Origin of the sequence: Sediminitomix flava (genome assembly GCF_003149185.1) — a bacterium.
GTDB lineage: Bacteria > Bacteroidota > Bacteroidia > Cytophagales > Flammeovirgaceae > Sediminitomix > Sediminitomix flava.
Genome location: NZ_QGDO01000003.1, coordinates 88,616 through 109,939 on the forward strand (window position 1 = coordinate 88,616; position 21,324 = coordinate 109,939).

At 35.1% G+C, this 21,324-nt stretch carries 19 protein-coding genes; 10 read left to right on the forward strand and 9 right to left on the reverse strand.

All coding sequences use genetic code 11. From position 1 onward, the window contains the following. Window positions 1-136: 136 nt before the first annotated feature. The 4 genes from miaA to BC781_RS12475 all read right to left on the reverse strand — a co-directional run bounded on the left by miaA (window position 137) and on the right by BC781_RS12475 (window position 5,028). Window positions 137-1,069, reverse strand: a complete 933-nt coding sequence (miaA, locus tag BC781_RS12460; protein ID WP_109618152.1) for a tRNA (adenosine(37)-N6)-dimethylallyltransferase MiaA — start codon at window positions 1,067-1,069, stop codon at window positions 137-139. Window positions 1,070-1,152: 83 nt separating this feature from the next. Next, a complete protein-coding gene (locus BC781_RS12465) occupies window positions 1,153-2,082 on the reverse strand; it encodes a DUF5996 family protein (protein ID WP_109618154.1) in 930 nt (309 codons plus the stop codon). Between the two features lie 23 nt (window positions 2,083-2,105). Next, complete coding sequence (locus tag BC781_RS12470) at window positions 2,106-3,614, reverse strand: DUF1214 domain-containing protein (protein WP_158281460.1); 1,509 nt, start codon at window positions 3,612-3,614, stop codon at window positions 2,106-2,108. Next, window positions 3,571-5,028 (reverse strand): DUF1214 domain-containing protein, encoded by a 1,458-nt coding sequence (locus BC781_RS12475; RefSeq protein ID WP_109618159.1) that lies wholly within the window; start codon window positions 5,026-5,028, stop codon window positions 3,571-3,573. Before BC781_RS12475 ends, BC781_RS12470 begins: the two co-directional genes overlap by 44 nt. Before the next feature lie 180 nt (window positions 5,029-5,208). Here BC781_RS12475 and BC781_RS12480 point away from each other — a divergent pair, with 180 nt between their 5' ends. Next, window positions 5,209-7,149, forward strand: a complete 1,941-nt coding sequence (locus tag BC781_RS12480; protein WP_109618161.1) for a GTP-binding protein — start codon at window positions 5,209-5,211, stop codon at window positions 7,147-7,149. 21 nt (window positions 7,150-7,170) lie between these two features. Here the strand turns inward: BC781_RS12480 and BC781_RS12485 are convergent, their stop codons facing one another. After that, the gene (locus BC781_RS12485; protein ID WP_109618163.1) at window positions 7,171-8,064 is read right to left on the reverse strand and encodes an AraC family transcriptional regulator; all 894 of its coding nucleotides are present in this window, start codon (window positions 8,062-8,064) and stop codon (window positions 7,171-7,173) included. 291 nt (window positions 8,065-8,355) lie between these two features. On the opposite strand from BC781_RS12485, the gene BC781_RS12490 reads away from it, so the two are divergent. The 4 genes from BC781_RS12490 to BC781_RS12505 all read left to right on the forward strand — a co-directional run bounded on the left by BC781_RS12490 (window position 8,356) and on the right by BC781_RS12505 (window position 10,914). Continuing rightward, window positions 8,356-9,159 (forward strand): glycine betaine ABC transporter substrate-binding protein, encoded by an 804-nt coding sequence (locus BC781_RS12490; RefSeq protein WP_109618165.1) that lies wholly within the window; start codon window positions 8,356-8,358, stop codon window positions 9,157-9,159. A gap of 41 nt (window positions 9,160-9,200) precedes the next feature. Next, window positions 9,201-9,497 (forward strand): putative quinol monooxygenase, encoded by a 297-nt coding sequence (locus BC781_RS12495; protein WP_109618167.1) that lies wholly within the window; start codon window positions 9,201-9,203, stop codon window positions 9,495-9,497. Window positions 9,498-9,574: 77 nt separating this feature from the next. Next, window positions 9,575-10,420: an enoyl-CoA hydratase/isomerase family protein gene (locus BC781_RS12500; protein WP_109618169.1), complete on the forward strand. Its 846-nt coding sequence runs from the start codon at window positions 9,575-9,577 to the stop codon at window positions 10,418-10,420. 86 nt (window positions 10,421-10,506) lie between these two features. Beyond that, window positions 10,507-10,914: a nuclear transport factor 2 family protein gene (locus BC781_RS12505; protein ID WP_109618171.1), complete on the forward strand. Its 408-nt coding sequence runs from the start codon at window positions 10,507-10,509 to the stop codon at window positions 10,912-10,914. A gap of 37 nt (window positions 10,915-10,951) precedes the next feature. On the opposite strand, the gene BC781_RS12510 is transcribed toward BC781_RS12505, so the two are convergent. Continuing rightward, window positions 10,952-12,721: a glycoside hydrolase family 3 protein gene (locus tag BC781_RS12510; RefSeq protein WP_109618173.1), complete on the reverse strand. Its 1,770-nt coding sequence runs from the start codon at window positions 12,719-12,721 to the stop codon at window positions 10,952-10,954. Window positions 12,722-12,947: 226 nt separating this feature from the next. On the opposite strand from BC781_RS12510, the gene BC781_RS12515 reads away from it, so the two are divergent. Genes BC781_RS12515 through BC781_RS12525 form a run of 3 tightly spaced genes read left to right on the forward strand, consistent with a single transcriptional unit; the run spans window position 12,948 to window position 15,418 of the window. Continuing rightward, window positions 12,948-13,376, forward strand: a complete 429-nt coding sequence (locus BC781_RS12515; protein ID WP_109618175.1) for a hypothetical protein — start codon at window positions 12,948-12,950, stop codon at window positions 13,374-13,376. A 20-nt stretch (window positions 13,377-13,396) separates the two neighbouring features. Next, entirely contained in the window at window positions 13,397-13,978 is a 582-nt protein-coding gene (locus BC781_RS12520; protein ID WP_245935615.1) for a penicillin-binding protein activator LpoB, read from the forward strand. A 39-nt stretch (window positions 13,979-14,017) separates the two neighbouring features. Beyond that, window positions 14,018-15,418, forward strand: coding sequence for a COG3014 family protein (locus BC781_RS12525; protein ID WP_109618179.1), 1,401 nt, complete (start codon window positions 14,018-14,020; stop codon window positions 15,416-15,418). Here BC781_RS12525 and BC781_RS12530 read toward each other — a convergent pair. From BC781_RS12530 to BC781_RS12540, 3 genes are all read right to left on the reverse strand, one after another. Continuing rightward, on the reverse strand, window positions 15,415-16,515 hold the full coding sequence (locus BC781_RS12530; protein WP_109618181.1) for a Nif3-like dinuclear metal center hexameric protein: 1,101 nt from the start codon (window positions 16,513-16,515) through the stop codon (window positions 15,415-15,417). The genes BC781_RS12525 and BC781_RS12530 overlap by 4 nt on opposite strands. A 53-nt stretch (window positions 16,516-16,568) precedes the next feature. After that, on the reverse strand, window positions 16,569-17,387 hold the full coding sequence (pgeF, locus tag BC781_RS12535; RefSeq protein WP_109618184.1) for a peptidoglycan editing factor PgeF: 819 nt from the start codon (window positions 17,385-17,387) through the stop codon (window positions 16,569-16,571). A gap of 493 nt (window positions 17,388-17,880) precedes the next feature. Beyond that, window positions 17,881-19,998: a L,D-transpeptidase gene (locus tag BC781_RS12540; protein ID WP_109618186.1), complete on the reverse strand. Its 2,118-nt coding sequence runs from the start codon at window positions 19,996-19,998 to the stop codon at window positions 17,881-17,883. 338 nt (window positions 19,999-20,336) lie between these two features. On the opposite strand from BC781_RS12540, the gene rpsU reads away from it, so the two are divergent. Then, window positions 20,337-20,531: a 30S ribosomal protein S21 gene (gene rpsU / locus BC781_RS12545; RefSeq protein ID WP_109618188.1), complete on the forward strand. Its 195-nt coding sequence runs from the start codon at window positions 20,337-20,339 to the stop codon at window positions 20,529-20,531. A gap of 382 nt (window positions 20,532-20,913) precedes the next feature. After that, entirely contained in the window at window positions 20,914-21,222 is a 309-nt protein-coding gene (gene hpf, locus BC781_RS12550) for a ribosome hibernation-promoting factor, HPF/YfiA family (protein WP_109618190.1), read from the forward strand. The last annotated feature ends 102 nt before the right edge of the window (window positions 21,223-21,324 follow it).

Here is a 21,324-nt window from a genome sequence, read left to right on the forward strand (position 1 = left end):
ACATTTAAGGGACAATCCAATTAAGCGTACAACTTACGTTCTATATTTTTCCTTAATAATTAAATATTTCTACAACTATTCTAATCAGTTTTCGTAACGAGGAGGTTATTGCTACATATTATATTTTGATGAAATCTTAGAGGAAAGATTTTTGAAGTATGGTTTGCATCACGAAGTTCATCCTTTCTTCAGTCGTCTTATTTCCATCTATCCAAATGATTTCAGTTCCCTTTTTTTCCATTCTTCGGAACCAAGTCATCTGCTTTTTTGCAAACTGATGGATGGCAGTATTTAGCTTTTGGTACATATCATTGTAGTTTAGCTCACCTTGAATGTATTGAGTGACAAAACGATATTCTAGACCATAAAACTTCAATTGTTCAGCAGTAAAGCCTTGATCTAGTAAGCCTTGAACTTCTTCTATCATTCCTTCTTCTAGTCTCTGTTTAAGCCTTTTGGTGATTTTTTCTTTGACAATTGTACGGTCTAGGTTGATACCGAAAATAAGATGGTTGATGGGAGGGAAGTCATTTTTTAGTGCTTCATTTTCTTTTTCGAATAGAGAAATCTCTATGGCATTGACTAACCGTTTTCGATCTGTAATATCTGTAGTATTGTGGAGGGGTCTATATTCTTTGAGAATCTCGATTAATTCGTCATTTTCTTTATCCGCCAAATCAGCTCTTAATTCAATATTTCTTGGGACATCAAGAAGTCTATAGCCTTTTACTACAGAGTCGATATACATTCCTGTTCCTCCGCAAAGAATGGGGATTTTTCCTTTCTGATGGATATCTTCAAAAGTGGTTAAAAAGTCTTTCTGAAACTCGAAGACATTGTATTCATAGCCTGGATCTTTGATGTCTATGAGGTGATAAGGAATCTGAGTCCCATCGTTAAGCGTATATTCATTTAGGTCTTTTCCACTACCTATGTCCATTCCTCTGTAAACTTGTCTTGAATCTGCGCTAATAATTTCCCCTTGTATCAGCTTTGCAAGTTGAACGCCTAAATTTGTTTTTCCAGAGGCAGTAGGTCCTAAAATGGTAATTAGTGGTAAGCTATTCATCACAGTTCTTCTTAATCCTTTAATTGAAATACAAATATAGTTGTAATTCTGTGAAGGATTAAGAAGAGACCAGTTGATACGATTTATAATTCATCAATAGGAGGTACTCTAAAACCTTCAATATCCCAATTGGCTTTTTGGGCACCTGCTTGGTAGCTACTTTCAAAAAAGTCTAAAAGTGCTTGGTGTGGGTTTTCTTCTTGTAATAAATCTGCATAGGTGTAAAGAGCCATCTGAGTACCATTATTTTCTACCCATTTAGCAGATTTGGGTTCCAATGGCATTTTTTCTAAACCTTCAGGTGAAGGATAGGTGTATGAATAAAATGCCGGTTCTCTTACGGTATCATCCCCTGCCCAAAAACCAAAACTAATGACTTCATGACTATATGCATCTTTATCTGAAGCTCTAGCAGAAGAGTCTAGCGGAGGGGCTTTTTTCCCATTAAATCTAGTGATGGCTAAATCCATATGGTGCCAATAGAGTTGTACAGGACAAGTTTTACCATAAAAACGTCCTCCAAATTCTCTCATTACGGCTGTTACCCACATGAGTATTTTCCAAAATCGTTTGACATATTCTAAATCAAACTGTCTGTAAGTATGTAATTCTGAAAATTTCTTATCTATCGGTAAATCAAAAGGGTATTCATAAATAGGCGGATGAATGCCGAATTCTTCAAGGGCATGCATAAACCTTTGATAAATGATATCGATACTTACTCCATTGGTGAGTGTAATGGCATTTTTATGATTGAGACTATTGTATAGTTCAAGTTGTCCCTTGTGTACATTTAAAGTTATGTCTAATGATTTGAATCCATCGCCATAAGGTATAGGACCTGTTGAAAAACCTCTTGGAGTAATATATTCTGTGATATACCACCAGTGGTTTTTTCTTGGACTAAGTCCCATTCTTACTTTGCCAATAATTTGAAGAATTAGATGAAGCATCATTTTGCTATCTTCCCATTCTTCTAAGGGAAGCTCAGGTAATTTAGTTTTTGAAGACATAATCTTTTTTATGGGTATTTGAATTATTTTTTTCTATCAATATCGGGTAATCGCCAAGTTTTGTCGAAAAAGGCTTGTGTTGGGGCGTAACATCTAAAATACGCAAACCATCCTTCATTTTGATTGGAGTAAATGAAATTTGATTCAGAAACTTCTTTGGGCTTTTCAGGACCAATTGTGATCGTTATAGAACCGTCATCATTTTTCACAAGTTCATCTCTTGAACTGACTCCAGGATTTCGATCTTTATTATCTATAAATGATCTCGTTTCTTGGGCATAGACAATGAATGACCAAAATTGTTCTGCGGGTACGTTTGGAGGTATAGTAAGCTGATAGGTATTTGAGCCATCTAACCAATTTCCTTCAGCATCTTCATAAGCTGAAAGATATTTGGAACCGACTCCAACTAATTCCTTCATCATTCCATCGGACATTGAAAATGCTTCCCAACAATAAGAAACCAATCCATCAAGCTCTTTCATTCCATTTTTATTGATATGATCGGAATTGGATAAACCTTTGAGCGGTACGGTCCACTTTGATTTGTCGCCATAAAATGGCTGAATGAAAAAGCGTCTGCCATTGGAAAGGCTTTCAGCCATCGCCTTACCATGTCTCGCAGCTTTTGCTAAAATTTGTTTTTGCTGTATCGTTGGATTGAAGTAAGTCCCTTTTTCGATACCAACCCTTTGTAAAAATTGTAACATGTATCGGTCTTCCTCTGGAAAATCTTCAATCTGAATGATTTCATTTAATGCTTTCCAGAATGCCATTCCTTCAGGGTGCCAACCTTTGTAGTTTTGTTCTCCTATTGAAATGACTTTAGTGTTACTTTCTTCACCTAAAGGGTAAAGTTTGTGCGCTTCTTCAAGTTCTTTCATTTTGAGGGAATCTGTACTAAGAATACGTGTTCCTACCCAAAACAAATTCGTTTTTGACCGTAAAACAAAGTCAGCTCCGTGATTATTGGGTTCGTCCCAAGACTCATGTAAAACCAAATATTTACCACCAAATCCCTTGTCTTTACCAACAAGCCCAAGGTCTGCGATATGTCTAGATTCTATATCGTTCAGAATACCTGCTGTAGGTCCTGCTGGCACTTCAATGATAAGAGGTCCTGTTTCCTTTAAATTCGGAAAAGCAACCATATATGGTGTGTTCAGATTTGAAGTGATGATATTATATTTTTCCTCTAAAGTGTTATAGCTTACAAAGTCAAGTGGACCAGCTACACTAAGGTTTGCTTGTCTCCATGCATCATTTACCAATATGGCTACGCCCCATAAAAATGCTTGCGTAGCTCCATGAAAAGCCATTTCACTATACATTTTTGCTATGGTTCTTTTAGTTGGATACCCACTTTGACTGTAGTCTAATTCTTTATCCTCTTCTTCTAAATTTGTTTCTAGTGCTTTTTCTTCACAATTCAAAAAGCTTAAAATAAGAATACTATAGATGAGGACTTTAAAGACTTTTATGATGTTTTTATTTGATACGCTTAATATCTGGTAATCTCCAAGTTTTATCATAATAAGCCTTTTTGGGGTCATAACATCTGAAATAGGCAAACCATCCCTCATTTGGATTGGTATACAAGAAATTCGTCTTAGGAACACCCTTTGGACGTTTGGGACCCATTGTGATTGTAAAAGAACCATCAATATTTTGATAGAGATTTCCTTTTGAGCTTAACCCTGGTTTTCTATCCTTATTTTCTATAAATGTTCTCGTAGCTTGTGAGTACACAATAAATGACCAAAATTTCTCGGCAGGGACATTGGCAGGAATGTCAAGTTCATAGGTAAAAGAGCCATTAAGCCAATCTCCATGTTGGTCTTCATAAGTCGCAAGGTACTTTGAGCCTGCTCCAATCAAGTCTTGCATCATTCCTTCAGAAACCGAAAAAGCCTCCCAACAATAGGAAACCAATCCATCAAATTCTTTCATCCCGTTTACGTTGACGTGATTGGCATTGGTTAAGCCACCATAGTGTACAGTCCATTTTGTACCATCATTGTAATAAGGGGTGATTAAGAACCTTCTTCCGTTTGATAAACTCTCAGCCATAGCTTTACCATGACTGGCGGCTTTTCTTAATATCTTTTTTTGCTGAATACTGGGTTTAAATTCTTTTCCTTTTTCAATTCCTACACGTTCTAAAAATTGTAGAATGTATCGATCTTCTGGAGGGAAGTCTTCTTCTTGTACCACTCGATGAATCGCTTCCCAAAAAGCAAGTCCTTCGGGTTGCCAACCTTGGAAAACTTTATTACCTATAGAAACTACATTCGTTTCAGGTTTCTGACCTAATGGATAAATTTTGTGCGCTTTCTGAAGCTTCTGAACTTCCTCATCATCGGAGGTGAGAATACGAGTTCCTACCCAAATCAAGTTGGTTTTTGCTCTGTAAATGAAATCTGCATTATGGTTTTCTGGAACCTCCCAACTTTCATGAAGAATTAGGTATTTGCCTCCTTCTCCTTGATCTGGGCCTGTTAGTCCTATATCACCAATATTCCGAGATTCGATATCATTGAGTAATCCACCTGTTGGTCCTGCAGGAACTTCCAAAATTAGAGGCCCTGTTTCGCTGAGGTTAGGGAATGCCAACATATACGGTGTATTCAAGTTGGAAGTGATGGTATTGTATTTTTCTTCCAACGTATTGTAGGTCACAAAGTCCAATGGACCAGCTACACTCAAGTTCACTTGTCGCCAAGTGTCATTTACCAATACAACTGTTCCCCATAAGTAGGCTTGCGTAGCACCATGATATGCCATTTCCTCGAACATATCCTCAACGGTTTCTTTAGTGGGGTAACCGATGACGCTGTATTCGGGGTCTTTAATTTCTTCTTCTTCCTTTTTTTGTTTTTTTTCGGGTTCACAGGAAGTCAAGAAAATGAAGTTAAATAAGAAATATATGTATAATAATAATCTCATTGGGTTTTGCCTTAACGCACATTGCAAACTATATAACTGCTAAAAAATAGACTTCGGTTTATTTATTGAAAGAGATGTAAGAATGTCTGACTTATTAAGTAATCCTTGTATTGAGCAGCATGAATATCTTTTGAATGTTTAAATTGCATTTCAATTAGAAGTGAGCAAAGCAAAAAGGGAATGAGCAAGAATATCAGAAATATTGGGATTTTAGCCCATGTAGATGCAGGCAAAACAACACTAACAGAAAACTTTTTATATCATTCTGGCGCAGTGAAACAACTCGGAAGTGTAGATCAGGGTACTGCTAAAACGGACTCGTTAGCCATTGAGAAAGAAAGAGGTATTTCTGTAAAAGCGGCATTTACTTCTTTTGAATGGAAAAATACCCAAATTAACTTGATAGATACTCCTGGTCATATCGACTTTTCTTCTGAAGTAGAAAGAACAATAAGAGCATTAGATGGTGCCATTTTATTAGTTTCTGCGGTAGAAGGAATTCAAGCTCATACCGAAACGATTTGGGAGGCTTTGAAAGCACAAAAAATTCCGACACTGATTTGGATAAACAAAATAGACAGAGCTGGAGCAGACATTGATAAAGTACTGGCAGATATTGAAAAAGAGCTAAAAGTTCCATTTATCTCACTTCATGATTGTGATGGAGAAGGAGATAAGGATGTAGTTCTTAAACTTTGTCCGAAAGATGATACTTACATCGAGAGTTTAGCTAATATCGATGATCTGATCATGGAAAAGTATTTGGAAGGCGAAGCTATATCAGAAAATGAATTGGAAAATGCACTGAAAAAAGGAATTTCGGAGACTGCTATTTTGCCTGTTATGTTGGGTTCAGCCAAACTATCTCTTGGAATTGAAGAATTGTTGGATGCTGTAATCAATTACCTTCCATCTCCCCAAATTGAAAATAAAGGTTTTTCTGCATTAGTTTATGCTGTTCATCATGATGATAGAGGGAAGGTAGCAAATGTAAAAATCTTTGATGGTCAGCTTAAAAATCGGGATGTAGTGTACAATGCTACTCAAGGTTTAGAAGAAAAAGTCCATCAGATGAAAAAGAATGTTGCTGGAAAGACTTCCGATATTCAAGAGCTAGGTGCTGGTGATATTGCCGCAGTTTATGGTTTGAGTGAGGTAAAAGTAGGTGATATTTTGGGTGAGTCGAATGCTGAAATTCCTAAAGAGGTAAAACTGCAAGCCCCACTTTTAACCATCCAAGTGAAACCTAAGGCTGAAAAAGATTTGGCAAGTTTAGTACAAGCCATGAATGTTCTTGCGGCTGAAGACCCAAACCTTGAGTTTGATTGGTTGGCAGAAGAAAGAGAAGTACACATCAAGATTATGGGTAAAATTCAAATTGAAATTTTGGAGCAGATGTTACTCGATCGTTTCAATTTGGAGGTGAGTTTTGAAGACCCAATCGTGATTTATAAAGAAACGCCAAGTGGAGTAGGTGAGGGGTATGAAAGATATACAATGCCTAAACCTTGTTGGGCTGTGTGTCGCTTCTTGATTGAACCATTGGAACGTGGAAGTGGTGTTCAGTATGAAAGTAAGGTTGGAGTAAATGATATTCTCATCAGATACCAACAAGAGGTAGAACGAACAATCCCTTTAGCCCTATCTCAAGGGATTAAAGGTTGGGAAGTGACTGATGTTAAAATCACTTTGATAGAAGGCGAAGACCATGTGATGCACTCCAGAGCAGGTGATTTTGTAACCTGTACTCCAATGGGAATCATGAAAGGGTTAGATGAAATAGGTACGACACTTCTAGAACCCATTCTTTCATTTAAAATAGTTGCTCCCGAAGAACTATTGGGAACCATAAGTTCTGATATCATTCAGATGCGAGGAAGTTTTGGAAGTCCAGAAATTATTGATGGTAAATTTATTTTAGAAGGAACGTATCCTGTTGCTACTTCTTTGGATTATCCTGTGACCTTGAGTTCTAAATCGGGAGGTAAAGCGAAATTGTCGACAAAGTTTCATTCTTATCAAGCCTGTGAAGATGATCTTGGAGTTATCCGTGAATTTAAAGGAATTAGTCCTTTAGACCGCTCAAAATATATTTTGAAAGCAAGAAATGCACTGCAATAGGTCGTGCATTTCTAATCTTTTTTACGAGCTTTTTTTCAATAAGGCAGGGTAGAGCAGTCTATCTTTGCAACTTATATGTATTCCATTCTTAAATTCTTTGATGGTAATACCATATACTTTTTTAAATGATTTTGCAAGGTGACTACTGTCCGTAAAGTTGAGTTGATAAGCAATTTCCTTTAAAGATAAATCAGTATGTTCAACCTTCGTCTGTGCTATTCTGAGTTTTGCTTTCAGTATATAATCTGCCAAACTGATCCCTGATTGTTTTTTGAAATATTCAGAAAAATAAGATTTAGAAATGTTGAATTTTTCTGCCAATGTGGGTACTCTTAATTTCTCTTTATCCAAAATATTGGTATTGATGTACCTCAAGATTTCACCAAACTTACATTCAATTTCATTAGCTTGTTCAACATATTTTTTCTCAATACTTCTTGCCAAAATATTCAGAATAGAAGCAACACCACCTGTTATGATTGAATTGGAATAACCATCAGAATACAAATATTCGTTATGAATTGACTTGATGTTATTGATGATAAATTCTCGTTCTTTTTCCGTAGGAATGATATCTCCAGGAATCTTATTGTAGTTTGCTATGATATAGGTGATTTTATCAAACCATGTTTTGTAATCGGTGAGATTATCATCTTTTAGGAAGAAGTAATCTGTAAATCTGATAAAGTAGAAGGTAGTAGGTTGGTGTATTTTGAAAGAATGACAGTCTAGAGGAGGTAGCAGAAAGATATTTTTTTCATGGTATTCAAATTCATGGTCATTGATGCATTGAAGTCCAGCCCCTTTTTCGATATAGACGATTTCAAAGAAATTATGCTTGTGTGGTCTTTTTTCCCAAGAAGTCAACTCTTCCACCTGTACCTCAAAAAGTTTTTTAGCTATTTCTGTCTGCATAAGTGTTCTATTTGTTCCTAAGTCCTCTAGGTAAACTTCCTGTATTTGTAAACCTTTATAAATACTGAAATACCCCTTCTGCTTACCCCAAGATATTTCTTCTTGTAGGCTAAATTTGTAACAGTAGGTATTTGTAGAATGTTCGGTGAGTTATGATTTCCCAAAGCTTACAGATTTTCTACTCTTACCTCAGAGTATTGAGTGTAAAGTCTTGTGTTGAAACTTGAGCATTCATAGATGAAATGGTAAAATATTTTGCTAGGTATATGAATCTCGTGAACTGCAACTACTATGAATACAATTAATCTCGGACAAATTGACCTTTCCTTCCATTGGGCATCGGCAGGTGTTTATGTCAACCTTCTAAAATACTTTGGCTATAAAGTCAATGTTTCTAGTGCACCTCATGAAGCCATGTTTAACAAATTCAAGTCAGGGGAAGTAGAAATTTTACTTTCAGCATGGCTGCCTGGAAGTCATAGTAAGTATCTAGAAGGCTTTGATGATTATGATAAGTTATCTGTGATTTATAGGCCTTATTGTATCTGGGGAGTGCCAGAATATGTTCCAACGTCTTTCATCCGTAAAATCGAAGACCTTTCCCAAGCTGAAATAGGAAATAAGTTCAATAAACTGATTCAGGGTATTAATCCTGGAGCAGGGATAAGTAGATTTTCATTAGAAATAGTAGCTCATTTCCAACTCGATCAACTAGGTTTTCACTTTGCGAATGGAAGCTTAGATGATTGTATTCAAGCTTTTAAAAATGCAGTGGAGAAACAAGAATATGTAGTTATTCCACTTTGGCACCCTCAGTATATTCATCATGATTATCGTATTAGAGCGTTGGAAGACCCAGAGAATTTTCTCAGAGGGGAAGATGAAGCTACAACAATTTTGAGAAAAGATTCTGTATTAAACGAAAACAAAGAGCTTATCTCAGTCTTACAGAAAATTGATCTTGGGAATGATGTGATTTCTGAGATTGATTTTTATATCAACATTGAAGGATTGGATGCAGAAAAAGCATCCCTTAAGTGGATTGAAGAAAAGTTTGGAGGAATTGAGAGCTATGTTTCACATTTGAAGTCCTAGAAACTTTTACTCTAATATCTATCACTATTCATCCAATTATTATGAGTAATCAGAAATTAACTATTGTCGCTAGAATTTTGGCAAAACCCGAAAAAAGAGAGTTTGTGAAGGAGGAGCTGCTAAAACTGATTGATGTGACAAGAGCTGAAAAAGGATGTGTCAATTATGATTTACATCAAGATAACGAGAACGAAAACCTCTTCTTATTTTATGAGAATTGGGAAAATCGTGAACTCTGGCAAATTCATATGGGGAATAAATATTTAGCACAATATCTGAAAGCAACAGAGGGTGCTGTAGATGAATTCATCTTACACGAAATGACCCATATCGCATAGGGAAAACAGGGCTGAGAGTTGTACAAGTTTTCTCAATATTTTCAGAATAATTATAGAACCCAAACAAATTATAAGTCATGGAGTACAAGAATTTTCAAACATTTACAGCGGAGCAAAAGGGAGCAATCTTGACGGTTACCATCAATTTTGGTCCTGTGAATGTTCAAGGGCAAGAGATGTTGGCAGACTTAAGCAGTCTTGCGCTGAGACTAGAGCGAGATAGAAGTGTGAAGGTTGTCATTTTCCAGTCGGCTCACCCCGATATTTGGGTCTGTCACTATGATACAAACCTATTAAGAGATATGTCAACTGAGGCTGTACCTAGAAATGAAGTTCAGCTTCTTGACTTACAAGCTGTATTGGAAAGAATTAGTAAGCTCCCACAAGCAACCATTGCAAAAATTGAAGGATTTGCGAGAGGGGGTGGACATGAATTTGCACTAGCACTCGATATGCGATTTGCAGCACGAGGCAAAGCGAAGTTCATGCAAATGGAGTGTGGTATGGGGATTTTGCCTTGTGGAGGTGGAGCATCTCGAATGGCAAGACAGGTCGGTTTAGGAAAAGCCCTTGAAATTATATTAGGTTCAAAAGATTGGGATGCTGATGAAGCTGAAAAATTCGGAACTATCAATAAAGCGCTTGACCCAGATGAAATTGGTCCGTATGTAGATGCTTTGGCTGAACGTATTGCATTATTCCCTGCAGAGTCTATTGAAGCTTGTAAAAGAGCTGTGTATGCATCTATAGATTTACCAATTGCAGAAGCTCTAAAAGAAGAAGCTTATCAATTGTTCCAAGCGACAAGTAAAACTCCTGCGGTGAAACGATTTACTGCTGCAGATGAGCAAGGAATGCAGTTTGATATGGATAATCAAAGGAATTGGGAAAAACTCCTAATTGAAGTTCAAAAAATCTTATAAGACAAAAATAGAGAAGGGGGATGTCTTTTAGATAGAAGGCGTCCTCTTTTGCTATTGAGATCATTTAGTATGATAAAAAAGCTATTATGAGTTTAGAAAGCAATAAGCAGATTGTACAGGAATTCTTTAGACAATTTGAAAATGCAGATGTGGGAGCAGCTTTGGATTGTTTGACAGATGATGTACAATGGTTGGCTATGGGAGTTAAGGGTGATTTGCCTATTTCTGGAGAAATGGATAAAGATGGTATTGGTAACTTGATTCAGTTAGTTGATCAGACTTTTCCAGAGGGATTGAAGTTGACTTTTAAAACATTGACTGCAGAAGAAGATAGAGTAGCAGCAGAAGTTGTCTCTTATGGAGAAAAGGCAAATGGTACAGTCTATAATAATCTTTATCATTACCTCTTCAAAGTGAAAAATGGGAAAGTCTCCTTAGTGAAAGAATACTTTGATACTATTCATGTAAAAGCAGTTTTTATCGATGATAAGTAAATATGAAAAACCTCTAAATTAGTAGAGGTTTTGATGTTTATAAGGCTTTTAGTTTCAATCCACCTCCCGTTTTAAAATCTTCATTGATACTTACAGGTAACTCACCCTTAGCGTCAATTTTTCCTAATAAAACTCTCACAGCAGCTTCGTGCATTTGTCTAGAGTCTTGATAGCCCATAACTAAAGTTGGCAAATCTTTGAGATTTTGGAATTCGTTTAGTGCGTATGGATTACCAAAAAAGCAGAGAATAGTATTTTTCTTTTTCGCTAAAGAATTGACAAGAGCCTCCATTCCACTCGTAACGCCAAATGCCCGTGTATATACTTTTTGAGGAATATTATCGACTACATCTACTACTATACTTTTTCGGGTAGGACTCATATTCAGCCGATGAATACTTGCTAGAACAAGGTCGTAATTTTGAAGTTTTTTGAGGATATAGCTTCTTTCTTTTTCAGAACAATTTAGATCAATATTATAAAGATCAACGTTGGTATTTTCATTCATTGCTCTTTGAAAACTTGTTCTTGATCTTCGCCCAATTGAAAGTACTGCTACTTTACGTTGGTCTAGGTTTAAAAGAGGGAGTTGTTGTTTATCATCTTTTAATACAGTAATCGCTGCTTCTGCAAGTTTTTCTTTTAGTAAAAGATCTTCCTCCTTATTCAGTTCTTTTTCAAGGTTCTTTAATTCAACATTTTCCTTCAAATAGGCATCAGACCAAAATTTGAAAGCTAAGACCTTTCTACATTTATATTCAATGTCTTCTTTTGAGAGTTCTCCTTTGTCAATTGCTTTTCTAATTTCTCTGATAGATTGAGGTACTTTAAAACTAAATTCTACCACATCATTTCCAGCAGCCAATGCTAAGGCATGAGCTCTTTCTTCTGAATGGTGAGCAGTAATTCCTTTCATTCGAATACCGTCGGTGAAGATCAATCCTTCAAATGTAAGCTCATTTTGTAGAAAGTCTTCTAAGATAGGTTTCGATAAAGAGGCAGGAGTGTTAGCTGTAGGATCTAGGCTTGGAACTTCCAAATGTCCAGACATGACTCCCCCAATTCCATTATCAATCATTTTTATGAACGGATAAACCTCTGTCTGCAACATTTCTTCTTTAGACTGTTTAAGAATGGGGAGTGTATGATGTGAATCCGTCTGTGTATTTCCATGGCCAGGAAAGTGTTTTGCAACAGAAAGTACATTCTCAGATTCCATGCCTTTAAAATATGAGGTAGCTCGGTTAGCAACTAAACTTGGGGTATCTCCAAATGATCTGTAACTAATGACTGGATTTTTTGGGTTATTATTTACATCGACTACTGGCGCAAAATTGACATGAATACCTAATCTTTTACAATGTCTCCCAATCGTTTCACCCATTTGAAAAATGAGTCCTTCATCTTGAATAGCTCCAATTGTCATTGCATACGGAAAGCTAATACCATCTTTGATCCGCATCCCAATTCCCCATTCTCCATCAATAGCATAGGCAACAGGTACTTTTGCCACTTCATTGTAAGCATTAATCTGTTTTGCGACTTCATTGGCTTCAGATTTAAAAAATACAACTCCACCTACATTGTACTTTTTTATTAGCTTTTCTACTTGTGGCTGATGATTTATTGAGGGAGCAGGAATAAAAATCAGTTGGGCAATCTGTTCATCTAGGCTAAGGCTATGAAAAACAGAATCGACCCAAGGATGATCGTAATATTTTAAAAAATCAGGTTCACTTTGTGCATTGGCAAAGAAATGTATAAAACTCAGTACAATGACTGACGAAATCCTCTTCAAACAGATCATAAAAAGTGTGTTTTGAAACTCCTACGATATTAGAGGATTAATGATTGAAAACAAATTATATGAAGGTTAGAGTTGGATGTGAATCTATAAAATCACAGAAATTGGTGAAATTCCTCAAAGTTTCGAGAAATCTCATTATCCCTCATTTAGGAACATTTTATAGTAAGTTCATGTATTTAGGGTAAAGTATAGCTTTCCTCTTTTTTGTATTCAATAGCACAATCTCATGACAAAATTTCCCAAAGTCTTACTTATTGTATGTTTGGCACTGCTTACATTGAGCTTTATTTCGATTGATCATGTTGAAAACAATCGGGTAGAAAAAGTCAAAGGAATTCTGACTTCTCAAAAGTGGACGGTAGTAGAAGTGAAAAGAAATAAGCTTACGAAAGAAAATAAAATGGATGGCTTCCGAATTGAAGTAGGAAATGTCTTGTCCTTTAATATTGATGGTAAGTTTGGTTTTAAAAATAACGATTATAAGTATCAGGCAGGGAAATGGGTAGTCAATAATAAAGAATTGGTATTGGTTCATGATGCCTTGACTACTGAAAGTAGAATAGAGTCAACTACTTACAAGATTGTAAAAGCAAAAAAAGGACAACTTTTACTCAAAAGACTAACTTCTCCTAAAGGAAAAATAGTATTAAAATAAGCTCGAAACTAGATATGAAAATGAATAAACTTCTCATTAGCTCTTTGATCGTACTGTTTGCACTAGGTGCATGTTCTCGAAAAGTAACTAGGGTTTCTCCCGATCAGCAAATCGATATTAGTGGTAGATGGAATGATACAGATTCCAAATTGGTAGCTGAAGAAATGATTAGAGATGTATTGAGTAAACCATGGTACAGAAGATTTCAAAGTGAAAACGATGGTAAGACCCCAGTCGTGATTGTCGGAGATGTAGTTAATAAATCATTTGAGCATATTTCTTCTGATACCTTTATCAAAGATGTCGAGCGTGAGCTAATTAATTCTGGGCAAGTGAGAATTGTACAAAATGCAATGTTCAGAGAAGCGCTTCGAGATGAGAAAAAACAACAGCAAACAAACGTTACCCCAGAAACTAGGAAGAAAATTGGGGTAGAGCTAGGTGCGGACTTTATGTTATTCGGAACGATCAACTCTATTGTTGATGAATACAAAAAGGAAAAAGTGATCAATTATAAAGTAAACTTAGAGCTATCTAATCTTGAGACGACAGAGACGGTTTGGATTGGAGATAAAGAGATTAAAAAGTATGTAAAAAATTAAGATTACATTCTAACCCAATAATTAACTAACAACAAACTCATGATTTATTTTAGACTACTTGGTGTCATTCTGATAGCCACGCTTGCTGTCATGCTACAAACTTGTAGTCTTCCTACCTATTATGAAAAGAATTTTACGTTCAATGAAGCAATTTACAGGAATGATTATGTAACTGCGGAAAAGATTTTTGATGAAAAAGCGGATAAGAAAGCAAGTGGGAAAAACCGTTTCCTTCATTTTGTAAATGGAGGGATGCTCAAAACACTACAAGGAGATTACACGAGTAGCAATGAGTATTATGAAAAAGCTTATCTGTTTACAGAAGACGAGCGTAAAAAATTCTTACAAGAAGGAGGTGCATTATTGCTCAACCCTAATCTCTCGACTTATTTCGGGGAAGATCATGAGGTGTTGATGGTTAATTATTTCAAGGCGCTTAATTATACACAATTAGGAGATTATGAAGCAGCCTTAGTCGAGTGCCGTAGGCTAAACCTAAGATTGCAGCAATTAAGTGATAAATATAAATCAGATAAAAAGTATAAGAGAGATGCTTTTATTCATACTCTAATGGGCATTCTTTATGATATTTCTGAAGACTATAACAACGCTTTTATTGCTTACAGAAATGCAGTAAAAATCTATGAAGAAGACTATTCAACGCTTTTTAACCTGGGTGTACCAGAACAGTTGAAGAAAGACGTGATCCGTACTGCTGATCTTACAGGAATATGGGATGAAAGAGATCGGTACATTAAAAAATTCAATATAGAATACACTCGTCCTCCCAAAGATGAATTGTCAATGTTTGTACTTTGGAATGATGGTTTAGGTCCTGTAAAAGTAGAAACAGGACTCAACTTTGCCATTATCCATAATGGAGGGGGATGGGTAACTTTTGTTAATGAGAAATACGGAATGAGCTTTCCTTATTATATAGGCAGTAATGATTTATCGGGCTTGAATTGGATAAAAATTGTGGTTCCAACATATGTTGAGCGACCTCTACTATTTGACAAGGCTATTGTAAAAGATCAGAGTGGCGCATATGAATTGGATAAAGCAGAAAACTTGAATGCAATTGCTTTTAAAATACAGAAAGAGCGAGCGCTTATTGAGTTGGGGGAAGCTGTGGCAAGGGTGGCATTAAAGCAAGTAGCGGCTTATCAAGTTAAGAGAAATAATGAAAACTTGGGAACGCTTATGCAAGTGATCGGTAATGTCAGTGAAAGTGCAGATACTCGAAATTGGCAAACTCTACCTCACTCTATTTATTATACAAGAGTACCGATTAAGGCAGGTTCTCAAAGAATGAACCTAGAAATGCAAACAAGAAGTGGTTCTAAAACAGTTGAACCCATCACGCTTGATAGCATTTCTAGATCACTAATTTATCCTGTTTTTAATCTTCAACCTAAGCCAAGGGCTATACGCCGTTAGACAAAATATTGAATTGGATTTGTATTTGTATCGCAACTGATAACAGGGAATACGTCTTTAGCTTGTTCTTTTACATAAGAAACCAAAATATCTTTGGTGAAAATCTCACTTTCATAGTGCCCGATATCTGCAATTATGATTTGCTCTTCAGCATCAAAGAATTCGTGATATTTGAAGTCTCCTGTAATATAAATATCTGCTCCCGCAGCTTTAGCTCTATGAAGTAAAAAGCTACCAGCTCCACCACAAACGGCTACTTTTTTGATTTTTCCATCCGTCAATTTTGTGTGACGAATGCAAGAAAGCTCCATTTTATCTTTAAGGTATTTAAGGAATTCAATCGGCTCCATTTCATTTTCTAGAGAACCAACCATTCCAGAACCAACCTCTTGATTGACATTTTCGAGTTGATGTAAATAGTAGGCAACTTCCTCATAAGGGTGAGCTGTTTGTAATGCTCTCAAAACTTTAGATTGAATATGTGAAGGGAAGATCACTTCAATTCTAGTTTCTTCGACTTGCTCAAGTTTACCGTTTTCTCCAATATGAGGATTTGCTTTATCGTTTGGTTTGAATGTACCAACACCATTCGTTTGAAAACTACATTCTTGATAATTTCCGATGTGACCAGCTCCAGCGTCTGAAAGGGCTGTTAAGACTTTATCTTTGTCAGCTTGAGGGACAAAAGTGGTGAGTTTGGCTAATAATTGTCCTTTAGGAGCTAAAATAGAACGCTTTTGTAAACCTAATCTTTCACAGATATGATCACTAACTCCTCCAACTACATTATCTAGATTGGTATGAATGGCATAAATTGCGATATCGTTTTTAATCGCTTTTATGATTGTTCTTTCCACATAATCTTTACCATTCAATTTTTTCAATCCTTTAAATATAATTGGGTGGTGTGCCACAATCATATTACAACCTTTCTGAATGGCTTCATCTATAATTTCTTCGGTACAATCCAACGAAACCAAAATACCTGTAATTTCTTGGTTATGCGAACCTGTGATTAGTCCACTATTATCATAACTTTCTTGATAGGCTAATGGAGCTATTTTTTCGAGATGTGAAGTGATATTTGCTACTATCATGTCTTAATTTTTTTAGCAAAGATATCAAATTAGAGTGCAAGAGAAAGGACTTCTCAATTCAGTTTGATACCTGTAGCAAATCGACCTGTAATTCCTTTATCAAATCGTGAGGAGAAAAAAGTGTCATGATTTTCATAAGTACATATTCCTAAAACCTCAATGTTTGAATCTGGAATACCTTTTTCTATTGCTTGAAGCTTATTGGCTGTCCATAAGTCTAAATGAGCTTTTCTGTCAGTTTTGAAATTTGAAAAAATCTGTTCATGAAATTGAGGGAATGCATCTTTAAAACTACTGACCACTTCTTCTCCAACTTCATAGTTTTTTTGAGAAATGGATGGACCAATACCCATTTTTATACTTTTAGGTTTAGACTGAAATGTACGAATCATCAAATCGATGGTATTTTGTAAAATGCCTTGAACACAACTACGCCAGCCAGCATGAATAGCAGCTACAACTTCTTTCTCAGAGTCATAAAGAAGAATGGGTACACAGTCCGCTGCAAGAACATTAATCCATTGTTTTTTCACATTAGTAATGATTGCATCTGTCTCACGTAAGAAATCATCCTGTTCTTGAGTAGTGGAATTGAAAAAATGCTCATTTAAGACCTTAACATTACCACTATGTGTCTGTTGAGGGAATGTCATTTTATCAACTTCTGATACTAATTTTTCTGCAAGGGCAAGCCTGTTTTTTAAGAAATTTTCAGGATTATCCTTTGTGTTTTTGCCAAGATTTAAAGAATCATAAGCGCCGATACTATGTCCTCCTTGTCGAGTAGAAATATAATGTTCGATATTTTTGAAGCTTTGAAAGCTCTCAAAGTGATATAGTTTGATTTCATTTTTATCTAGACTATTCGACATATTATATAAAATTTTGAAGATGATTTATCTTGATTTAACAGTAGTGATTAAACGAGTGTAATCTTTTGTTAACAAAGTGCAAAAAGCCAAAATTACTGTATCACTTTTCTCAAATTTGCGTTCATCATAATGCTTCCACAGTAAAGACATATTTGTTTCTTAAGAGTAGAAGTTAGAAAGTGAAATAGCTTCAATCAAGCTAAGGATTTTTCAGTAAAGAAGTAATGAACCCAAAGTCTTAATCTTTGGTTTTAGTAATAAAGAAATTAATCAGAAGGCATTTATGTGCCTTTTTCAAAAGATATTCTCATTTTTTAATTGGTTTTAGTTTTTAGCTAAGTTGTTAGAGTTACAATCATATTGATTGTAACTCTTTTGTTTTTAATATTTTGAGTTGGGGTTTTCGAATTTTACATTCATAAGTTGATATAAAAATAAGCTCTATTTTACCACGGTAAAATAGAGCTTATTTTTATTCGTTTAACAGTAGATTTTATTCTTCAAGTAACTTGTTATTTAGTGAGATTTCAGAAATGATATGGAGTTTGTTACTATCTTTTTTGTATTGGCTGAAGTACTCTTCTGAGGTCAGTATAATACCTAAAGTCCATGTCCCATATTGCTTCATATGAGGAGTTAGATTACCATAAATATTAGATTCGTAACTTGTGGAAAACCTTAGTAATTCAGCTTGTCCTAATTGATCTAATTTGATCATTAGCTCATCATCATCAAAAGTAGATTTATAGTTTTGATAGCCTGTCTCATCATTCTTATTTTTCAAGAAACCATCCGCTACACCTCTTTTTCTTAATTCCATTTCACCGATTGCATAAATGTAAGCCTGAGCAAGAAAGCCATCTTCAATATTCATAGGTTCACTCTTTTTACCTTCTTCTGAATTTATACTTTCTAAATTCCCTTCTTGAGTGAGATATGGTGTTAACCATTTCAAGTCTTTCCGATTTAGAATCTTGAAGGGCTTACTTTGATGGAGTCCATCTAAATATTCTAAGTAGTATAATACACGTTCTCTTTCTGTAGATAAGCAAAACCCTAAACCTACAGAATCAGATTCACTTTGATTTTGATTTTCTTTTAACGGAATGAAATCAATTTCAATTTGAGAGGTAAGGTCTTCTACATTGATTTCAAATTTAGATAATTCTTCTTCTAATCTGTGAAGGATATATTTTTTAGTAGTTTCAACTCTTTTACTGATAATATCAATACTTTCATTTTGACTTATGAACTGTGACGAGTTTTTACTTTTTACATTGAATTTATTGCCAATGTATTTGCCGTCAAGATCAAAATTATATCTGAAGGTTTTGTGTTCAAGATTTTCAATTTCATCCTTCTGAAAGTACCAATCTTTCATTGCGGTTTCAGGGAGAGGAAGAGCAGAAGCTATTTTAAGTTTTGCATTTATGTTTCTGTCATTGATAAAACCTTTTGTTAATGGCTGAATCAATTGGTGTTCCAAGTTCTTTTTAAAGTTTGGAGTTCCCTCTTCACAAAACATACTGTCATACATAAATGAAAAAGAAAATGAGAAGGAATATGTATCTTCTAAATCATTGGCGACAAAAGTCGGAGTTCTGTGCCTTGATCTCGGGCTATGAAATGCTACGGCATCAATAAATACAGGCAGAGTATTTTGAACAGAGATAATTTCAGAAAGTAGATAACTAAAAATACTAGAAACTCTTACACAGCCACCCGAAAGTGCAAAGCCTAATTGCTCAACTCTGTTTGTGCCATGAATATATAATTGTCTAAGCCCTGAGTTTGAGTTATTGATATAATATACGGACGTATCTTTATTATATAAGTATTTCGGTGCTTCAATAGGAATGTGTTTTTTTCCATCATTCTGACCTATCAATCCAAATTGATTAGAAACGATATATGCTTTCTCCTTTTCATCTGGATTATATTTTAAGGATTTAGAAACATCTAACCATTCTCTTTTTTCAATTTTTCTATAGATATCCAGTGCTCCTCCCATCATAGTTTGGGCTTCCCAACTTTTTTCATCGAAGAGACTATAGACATTGAATAATCCTAAGGGGGTTCTTCCTGAATCTGGGCTATATCCTATACCTTTCCAAGCAGTTGATATTTTGATTTCAAGAATACTAGCATCTCGCATATTCACAAGATAGGCTCTTTGTCCTCCTCTGTTATCTCCAATAGCATTGACTAAGAGCGCAAAACCATTTTTAATATTTTCAGTATTTCTAAGATAATTTAGTTGTTTACTGAATTTCTTACGGACAAGGATGTATTTCCTATAGTTATGATTCGGAGAAAGAACTTTTCCTGTAAAGGTAGCGTGGTCGAACATCAACTGTTTTTGATGTTCACTTAATGAATCGAAGGAAATTTGAATTTTTTCAAGAAATGAATTACAAGCTCTAGAAAGTTCTGACGACATATATTGCTTTTCAGCATTGAGTTGTTGTACTGCAATAATGTCACTTAATTGAGCACTACTTTTTGATAATAGGGAGTCTGACTCATGGTTTCTAGAAGAAGCTACGAGCACAGATAGGGTAGATACGAACACTAAGGTGTTCATAATTAGGTGATTGATAATTTGGTTCATGGGTATTAGAGTTAAACCAAGGTTTTATCTAATTGGGTTGTTAGTATATTGGGTATTCTTTATTAGGTACTTGTACAAACAACTTGCACATAATTACAAAGCTGAACATTAAATCCATGAGCACAGTTGCCTTTTCCTGTATAATTTAAAGAGTCTCTCTAAATATTACCACGAAAAGTACTTGATTACAGAATCTTATGCTTTTAGTGGCGTATTTCTGCCTTAAGTGCTCTATTTCAGATTTTAGAATAAATTTGAGAAAAGAAACGGAGAGTAGTTCTTTTTTGTAATATAGTTTTGTACCTTTGCTAACCGTAAATATTAAAGGAGGAAAAATAATGATTGTTGTAAACGTAAAAGAAAACGAGTCTATCGATAGAGCTCTAAAACGTTTCAAGAAAAAGTTTGAAAGAACTAAAGTTCTAAGACAAATTAGAGGTAGAGCATATTATACTAAACCATCTGTTGTTACTAGAACATCAAAATTGAAAGCTGCGTACAAGCAAAAATTGTATGCTGAGCAAAACTTCTAGGATTTACTAGGTTTTGTTTATCCGAAGCTCATCTTATTAAAAGATGGGCTTTTTTCTTACCTGAGTTTTTCAAGACTACTTTTTAATTATGAGCTTTCTGAGTATTTTTTTCGTTATATTAGGTAAGATTAAAAAAATGTTAAGCCAATGAAAATTTTCTCATCTTATTAACTGTTGGTTTACAGTGTGCTATAGCTATTATGAACATAAACAAGTACAAAAGTTCATTAAAATAGTAAAAATTATGTAACTACAGTCTCACGTTCACGTATTGTATAGCATAAGTATTTTGATACTAAAATATTAAAGAGTCATCTTAAAATGTTTAGGTAGCAGATGACCATCAGTTTTCTTTTTTTCTAACTTTAAAACAGTTTTCGATATGAAATTAGACTTCCATTCAGTTCATTTCAAAGCAGACCAAAAATTGTTGGACTTCATTCAAAAAAAAGTAGATAAATTGGAACATTTCTACGACCGATTTATTGATGGTGAGGTATTCTTGAAGGTAGAAAAAAACGGAGATAATAGCAGAGATAACAAAGTAGTTGAAATTATTCTTAACCTTCCTGGTGAAACTTTAGTTGCTAAAAAGCATAACAATTCATTTGAGGCTGCTACAGATGAAGCAACAGAATCATTAAGAAGACAAGCTAAAAAACATAAAGAAAAAACATACGAAAAGCACTAATTTATATGATCTAATAAAATCATTTTAGCTACCTAAAAACAAAAGCTTCCTTCATTTAAAGGAAGCTTTTGTTTTTTCTTTACTTTCCTAGTTCAAAGCTCT

Excerpts from the sequence above, each read along its gene's own strand:
- miaA (WP_109618152.1), bottom strand. The coding sequence starts at position 1,069 with ATGAATAGCTTACCACTAATTACCATTTTAGGACCTACTGCCTCTGGA.
- BC781_RS12465 (WP_109618154.1), bottom strand. The coding sequence starts at position 2,082 with ATGTCTTCAAAAACTAAATTACCTGAGCTTCCCTTAGAAGAATGGGAA.
- BC781_RS12470 (WP_158281460.1), bottom strand. The coding sequence starts at position 3,614 with ATGATAAAACTTGGAGATTACCAGATATTAAGCGTATCAAATAAAAAC.
- BC781_RS12475 (WP_109618159.1), bottom strand. The coding sequence starts at position 5,028 with ATGAGATTATTATTATACATATATTTCTTATTTAACTTCATTTTCTTG.
- BC781_RS12480 (WP_109618161.1), top strand. The coding sequence starts at position 5,209 with ATGAGCAAGAATATCAGAAATATTGGGATTTTAGCCCATGTAGATGCA.
- BC781_RS12485 (WP_109618163.1), bottom strand. The coding sequence starts at position 8,064 with ATGCAGACAGAAATAGCTAAAAAACTTTTTGAGGTACAGGTGGAAGAG.
- BC781_RS12490 (WP_109618165.1), top strand. The coding sequence starts at position 8,356 with ATGAATACAATTAATCTCGGACAAATTGACCTTTCCTTCCATTGGGCA.
- BC781_RS12495 (WP_109618167.1), top strand. The coding sequence starts at position 9,201 with ATGAGTAATCAGAAATTAACTATTGTCGCTAGAATTTTGGCAAAACCC.
- BC781_RS12500 (WP_109618169.1), top strand. The coding sequence starts at position 9,575 with ATGGAGTACAAGAATTTTCAAACATTTACAGCGGAGCAAAAGGGAGCA.
- BC781_RS12505 (WP_109618171.1), top strand. The coding sequence starts at position 10,507 with ATGAGTTTAGAAAGCAATAAGCAGATTGTACAGGAATTCTTTAGACAA.
- BC781_RS12510 (WP_109618173.1), bottom strand. The coding sequence starts at position 12,721 with ATGATCTGTTTGAAGAGGATTTCGTCAGTCATTGTACTGAGTTTTATA.
- BC781_RS12515 (WP_109618175.1), top strand. The coding sequence starts at position 12,948 with ATGACAAAATTTCCCAAAGTCTTACTTATTGTATGTTTGGCACTGCTT.
- BC781_RS12520 (WP_245935615.1), top strand. The coding sequence starts at position 13,397 with ATGAATAAACTTCTCATTAGCTCTTTGATCGTACTGTTTGCACTAGGT.
- BC781_RS12525 (WP_109618179.1), top strand. The coding sequence starts at position 14,018 with ATGATTTATTTTAGACTACTTGGTGTCATTCTGATAGCCACGCTTGCT.
- BC781_RS12530 (WP_109618181.1), bottom strand. The coding sequence starts at position 16,515 with ATGATAGTAGCAAATATCACTTCACATCTCGAAAAAATAGCTCCATTA.
- pgeF (WP_109618184.1), bottom strand. The coding sequence starts at position 17,387 with ATGTCGAATAGTCTAGATAAAAATGAAATCAAACTATATCACTTTGAG.
- BC781_RS12540 (WP_109618186.1), bottom strand. The coding sequence starts at position 19,998 with ATGAACCAAATTATCAATCACCTAATTATGAACACCTTAGTGTTCGTA.
- rpsU (WP_109618188.1), top strand. The coding sequence starts at position 20,337 with ATGATTGTTGTAAACGTAAAAGAAAACGAGTCTATCGATAGAGCTCTA.
- hpf (WP_109618190.1), top strand. The coding sequence starts at position 20,914 with ATGAAATTAGACTTCCATTCAGTTCATTTCAAAGCAGACCAAAAATTG.